The following is a 1611-nucleotide window of genomic DNA, read 5'->3' as shown; positions in this document are numbered from 1 at the left end:
AACAGCCTGCAAATAAAAAGTCAAGGCTAAATTGAAAGAATATTGAAAAATTTATACAGGTTGAAAATTGGGTATCAAAATTAGACCACCACGCCAGTGCTGGTCTGAAAATTTTGGTGGATAATTAAGACTCTGGAAGAGATGCGAGATATTCTTTCACTCGTCCGTAGTAGATTCTTAGAAACTTGTTGGCACCTGCAGTCATATAGACATAGTAAGGCTTGCCTTGAGCACGTTTCTTATCTAAGAACTGATAAACAGGATCATCTTGAGGATGCGTTTTAATTAGGACATCCATTACCTGAAATAAAGTCTTTCTTAGATCAGCGGAACCTCGTTTTGAGGTAGGAACACTTTTTTGTTCATAGGTTCCGGATTCATTAACACCGGGATCTACACCGGCAAATGCAGTAATAGCACTTTTGTGAGTGAAACGGGAAACATTTCCAATCTCAGCCATCAACTGAGGACCAAGTGAAGTTCCAACACCTTTCATAGCCATAACGACAGGATACTCCGGGAGTTTGGATGCAGTTTCATTCATGAGAGTGCGTAGTGACTCAACAGTTGTAGAGGCACTATTAAGCTGGTCTACAGCCTGCTTGATAATAAGCTTTGTAATGGCATCCTTTGGAAGTACAGGAACAAGTTCCTTTGCTTTTCCATAGATTTCTTCAGCTTTTGACTGACTGAAGTTGTACTTCTTGCGTTTGCACCAGTTTTGATAATGGTCGATAAAGGCATTCAGGGACATTTTACGGACACAGTCCACATGCCAGTATGTAGATGCAAAATCAACCCATTTCTGGCTGCCGTCACTGCGTGCAGGACTGTCAAAGTAAGTATTAACACCAGGATAGGTTTGGTCAAGGATGCCGATAAGATTATTTTTCATAGCTGTCTTATGCTTCATGTAAAAGCCGAACTGGCGATTCATGGTTTTGAGCTGATTGCGTAATTCATCCATAACATTATACTGTTTAAGGTTTTGCCATTTGTCAAGAGCATATCGGGCAATCTTAACAGCATCCGCTTTGTCAGATTTCACTTTACGAAGAGAATCATTATCAAAGTCTTTGATAAGTTTTGGGTTAATGGCACTGACGAAAAGATTTGCCTCCAAAAGCTGATGAGCGAGGACTTCATAATAACGTCCTGTGTGCTCCATTACGATTCGAGACTCACCTTCAACAGAGTTGATGAGTTCTATAAGTGAATGGATATCGCTGGCTGTGTGTTTGATTTCGAAAGGTGTGGAAACAATTTCACCGAAAGGCCGCATAATAGCAACCACACTTTTACTTTTAGAAACATCGATACCTACTGCGTTCATAAATTGTCACTCCTTAAGATTATTGCAATGGATAAGTACCAGTTTTACTCATTGCCTATTCAATCTACTGTGGTGTGACACGAATGCACCTAAGGTGATTCAACCTGCATAAAACGAACGCTGCGAATGAGGAACTGGTTATCAGTCTGTTTTACGGACGCGAAGTCCAAGGAAGAAAAAGATATCCAATTGCTACCTACATTCTAACAGCTTAAGCAACAAGATGGATAATTCCTTACTGGATGTAAGGGATATTAACCATAAATATATTGTAGTAG

General features: G+C 40.0%; 1 protein-coding gene. It reads right to left on the bottom strand.

Annotated features, from left to right (window positions below; genetic code table 11):
- Positions 1 to 124 precede the first annotated feature (124 nt).
- Positions 125 to 1333 (bottom strand): IS110 family transposase, encoded by a 1209-nt coding sequence (locus LJE09_RS17160; RefSeq protein WP_118585735.1) that lies wholly within the window; start codon positions 1331 to 1333, stop codon positions 125 to 127.
- Between the last annotated feature and the right edge of the window lie 278 nt (positions 1334 to 1611).

It is taken from the genome of Blautia sp. DFI.3.45 (assembly GCF_020593505.1).
In the GTDB taxonomy this organism is placed as follows: domain Bacteria; phylum Bacillota; class Clostridia; order Lachnospirales; family Lachnospiraceae; genus Blautia_A; species Blautia_A wexlerae.
This window is presented reverse-complemented; position numbering and strand designations above follow the sequence as displayed.

Excerpts from the sequence above, each read along its gene's own strand:
- LJE09_RS17160 (WP_118585735.1), bottom strand. The coding sequence starts at position 1,333 with ATGAACGCAGTAGGTATCGATGTTTCTAAAAGTAAAAGTGTGGTTGCT.